This is a genomic window from Planktothrix sp. FACHB-1355 (genome assembly GCF_014748295.1).
GTDB lineage: Bacteria > Cyanobacteriota > Cyanobacteriia > Cyanobacteriales > Aerosakkonemataceae > Aerosakkonema > Aerosakkonema funiforme_A.
Genome location: NZ_JACJUP010000522.1, coordinates 1 through 4,439, shown reverse-complemented (window position 1 = coordinate 4,439; position 4,439 = coordinate 1). Strand labels below are relative to the sequence as shown.

At 47.8% G+C, this 4,439-nt stretch carries 1 protein-coding gene and 1 pseudogene; one reads left to right on the top strand and one right to left on the bottom strand.

All coding sequences use genetic code 11. The features are described 5' to 3' along the window. Window positions 1–222, bottom strand: a pseudogene (locus H6S82_RS19755) (aspartate kinase); the annotation flags it as partial. A 374-nt stretch (window positions 223–596) separates the two neighbouring features. On the opposite strand from H6S82_RS19755, the gene H6S82_RS19750 reads away from it, so the two are divergent. Beyond that, window positions 597–4,439 (top strand): PAS domain S-box protein (locus tag H6S82_RS19750; RefSeq protein ID WP_191056596.1); only part of this gene is annotated, 3,843 nt, incomplete at its 3' end.

The following is a 4,439-nucleotide window of genomic DNA, read 5'->3' as shown; positions in this document are numbered from 1 at the left end:
TTCGCCTGTCGAAAGTAGCATATCCATTTCCCGACGACTGGGATTGGCGGAAATTTCGTAAGCTAGTTTAACTAGACCGTCGGTCGTTTTACCCATTGCTGAAACAACTACTACCAAAGAGTTGCCAGCTTGGGCTGCTTTCCAGACGCGCTGTGCTACTGCTTGGATACGTTCTACCGACCCAACTGAACTGCCACCGTATTTTTGAACAATTAGTGCCATAATCTTATTTTCCCAAGAGCCTCCTGCTTTCTTGACCCATTGAAGCGCAAAACCTGACAGGGTTTTATCGTTGGCTGCTGCTGCGGCTGAAAAATATCGCCGCTTCACCAGCTCGAATAGAGGCGTTAAATAGCGATCGACTAATTTAACTTACCAGACTATGCAAGAGGGTATCAGTGTAACTTCGTTTTTGTTTATCAAAATCTTGAGAGAGTATGAAAAGACACATTTACCCGTTTGGGGAAACAATAATAAACAATAAAGAAGAAAGTTAGCGCTTTAAACGATCGCACTCTTAGTAAGCACTCGCCTAACAGCTGCATCGGGTATGGCGTAAGGCCGAATCGGCCAATATATAAGAAGGAGGGTGGCATATGGATAGTTTGCCCGAACCTATGAAGACAAATTTACTCAAGGAAATTTTCCCTGATGGCGGGGAAATGGGTAAACTGATGCGATCGCTTGACTGGTCGGCTACTCCCCTTGGCGCTGTGGAAACTTGGTCGGCGAGTTTGCGAACATCTGCGTGCATCTGTTTGGCTTCTCCTTTCCCGACGATCGTCTGGTGGGGGCCAGAACTCATCCAATTTTACAATGATGCTTGTCGCCCGATACTGGGTACAGCAACACAAGATCGCGCTTTGGGACAGCCGGGGCATTGCTGTTGGTCAGAAAAATGGGAAACGATCGGCCCAATAGTGGAAGCAGTTCTTCTGGAAGGTAAGGTTGTCCGATCGGAAAAGCTAATGCTGTCTCCAGATAGCAACGGTGATACAAAGCAGCACTACTTCACTTTTTGTTGTAGTCCAATTTGGGATGAAACGGGAAAAGTGGGTGGTGTGTTCGCTGCTATTAAGGAAACGCAACTCCAGGAAGACGAAAAATTACACCGAAGAGAACGAGAATTCAAGGCGCTGGTGGAAATTTCACCAGATATTATGGCTCGTTTCGATAAAGAATTACGTTACGTCTATGTTAACTCAGCAATAGAAAAAGCAACGGGAATACCAGCATCAAAATTTATCGGCAAAACAAATCGGGATTTAGGGATGCCAGATGAGATTTGTTCTTTCTGGCAAAATCATCTTCAATATGTATTTGCAACGCTCGAAGAGCGCGTTATCGAGTACGAGTTTCGCGCTACAGAAGAAACTCAATATTATCAATCGCGTCTCGTTCCTGAATTTGACAAAAATGGTGCGATCGAATATGTTTTGGGCATTACTCGCGATATCACTAAGCTCAAACAAACTGAGTCAGCGCTGTTAGAAAGCAATCAAAGATTGGAGTGCCTCATTCAAGCTTCCCCCCTAGCCATTATTGCTCTTGATGTGCAAGGGAAGCTCAAAATGTGGAGTCCATCTGCCGAACGTATATTTGGCTGGAGCGCACAAGAAGTACCATTAGATATTAGATCGGTAATTTTAGATTTGGGATTACAAGAAATCGAAAATTCTACATCCAAGGAAGTGCGTTGGCAGAAAAAATCTGGTGCGGAAATAGACGTTTCCATCTGGGCGGCACCGATGTACGATGCTAAAGGTAATATATCCGGTACAATCGCTGCAATTGCAGATATCAGCGATTGCAAACGGGCACAAGTAAAAAGCGAAAAATTAATTAAACTCCTCGAAAGCGAACAGGCACTCTTAGAAGCTGTGTTACAGCAGATGCCGGCAGCAGCCATCATCGCTGAAGCACCTTCGGGAAGGTTACTTCTAGGCAATAAGTTGGTGGAGAAAATTTGGCATCAGCCTTTTCTAGAAGCTGATAGCATTCTGCAATACCAGAAGAATTACAGGGGTTTCCATCCGGATGGACGACTTTACGCACCCGAAGAATGGCCTTTAGCGCGATCGATCGCTACTGGTGAGGTGATCACCGATGAGGAAATTAATTTCCAGCGCGGTGATGGCAGTCGTGGTATAATGCGCGTCAGATCTACCCCAATCTACAGCTACGAAGGGGCGATCGTTGCTGGAATCATGACTTTTTACGACATTACCGAACGCAAGCGGGCTAAGGAAGCCCTGCAAGCAAGTGAGGAAAGATTCCGAACTCTCGTTAATTCTATGCAGGATATCGTCTTTACTTTGGATCGGGAACAGCGCCATACGGGTGTGTTTGGCTCTTGGTGGGAGAAGACGGGTGTTAAACCGGAATTCTTTTTGGACAAGACTCCCCGCGAGATTTTAGGTGAGGAAGCGGCGGCAATTCACGAAGAAGCCAATCAAAGGGCGCTTGCTGGAGAAACGGCGATCTATGAGTGGTTGTTTCAAAGCGCTAATGGCACTGAATATTGTCAAACTTCCGTATCTCCGTTACGAAATGGTGATGGGGAAGTGATCGGACTTGTTGGGGTGGGACGCGATATTACTAAACTGCATCGGGCCGAAGAAGCGCAGCGGTTTCTTGCAGAAGCTAGTAAAGTGTTAACGGCAACACTTGACTACGAGACGACTCTGAGAAGCGTAGCGCGTTTGGCTGTGCCTTACCTAGCGGACTACTGCGCTATTTTCGTATGGGAGGATGGGGGGCAGATCCGCCTGGTAGCCTTTGCCCACAAAGATCGATCGCAAGAAAGACTGCTTGAGGAATTGCAATCCTACCCGCTGGACTCCAACTCGAATGCGCCGGTAGCGCAAGTGCTGCGTAGCGGTCAACCGTTGTTGATTGAAGATGTTTGCAACTATACAGCCAGCTTGCTTAATGTGGCTTCCGAAGCAGGCTCAGAAGGCAATATTTTTAAGCTGTTTGAGGCGCAGGGCAGCGATGTCGATCGTTATCGGTTTATGGGCGAACTCGCTCCCAAATCGTTGGTAGTGGTGCCTTTGGTGGCGCGGGGGCGAACGCTGGGTGTAATTTCTTTTACTGGCACAGAGTCGCGGTGTCGGTATCAGCCAAGCGATCTAGCTTTGGCAGAAGATCTGGCTTACCGCGCTGCTTTGGCTTTTGACAATGCGCGGCTGTACACACAAGCTCAAGAGGCAAATCGGATTAAGGATGAGTTTTTGGCGATCGTCTCCCATGAGTTGCGGACACCTTTGAATGCGATACTGGGTTGGGCAACTCTGCTGCGGAAGCGCCAGTTCGATCGAGCAACGAGCGATCGCGCTTTGGAGACGATCGAACGCAATGCCCGATCGCAAAGTGAATTGATCGAAGATTTGCTGGATGTCTCGCGAATGCTGCGAGGTAAAGTTTCTCTGAGTCTCCATCCGATCGATTTGGTTGCTGTTATGGAAGCCGCAACTGAAGCTGTACGTCCCTCTGCTCAAGATAAGGGTATCGAACTTAAGTTGCTCTGCCAAGATAGGGGTTGTACGGTATCTGGTGATTTCAACCGTTTGCAGCAAGTTGTGTGGAATTTGCTCTCCAATGCGATTAAGTTTACGGCTTCTGGGGGAAAGGTGGAGGTGCAACTGGAGAAATTGCAGATTTCAGATTTAAGATGGCAAATTGAACACAAAAATTCTGCTTTATATCTGCAATCTGAAATCTCGAATTTGAAATTCAATCCATCTGCAAGATCGTATGCCCAAATCACGGTAAGCGATACGGGTAAAGGTATCAGTCCCCAATTTCTACCTTACGTGTTCGATCGCTTCCGCCAAGCCGATAGCACAACCACAAGGGCGCACGGTGGACTGGGACTCGGTTTGGCAATTGTCCGTCACCTGGTAGAATTGCACGGCGGTACAGTTAAAGCAGAAAGTGCCGGAGAAGGACTGGGTGCAACTTTCACGGTTTATCTGCCACTTCTGGAACAAACCAAAATAGTCAGAGAACCAAATTCTTCCCCTACTCCCTCCCTCCCCCACTCCCCCACTCTCCCCCTCTCCGGCGTGCGGGTACTCGTTGTTGATGATGAACCGGATACGCTAGAGTTTCTGAAAGCTGCTCTATCACAATATGGCGCTCAAGTCAAGGCTGTGACATCAGTTAGTTCGGCACTGGAAGCATTGGCAGAATGGAATCCGGATGTACTGGTCAGCGATATCGGAATGCCCCACGAGGATGGTTACGATCTCATTCGCAAGGTGAGGGCTTTGGAGTCGCAGACTGGGGGTATGCTTCCGACTGTGGCGCTGACAGCATATGCGATGGAAACAGACCGCACAAAGGTTCTGGCTGCCGGTTTTGATAGGCATTTAGCGAAGCCGGTAGATGCTGATGAGTTGGTCGGTGCGATCGTTCAACTTGTGAAAATTAAAAAT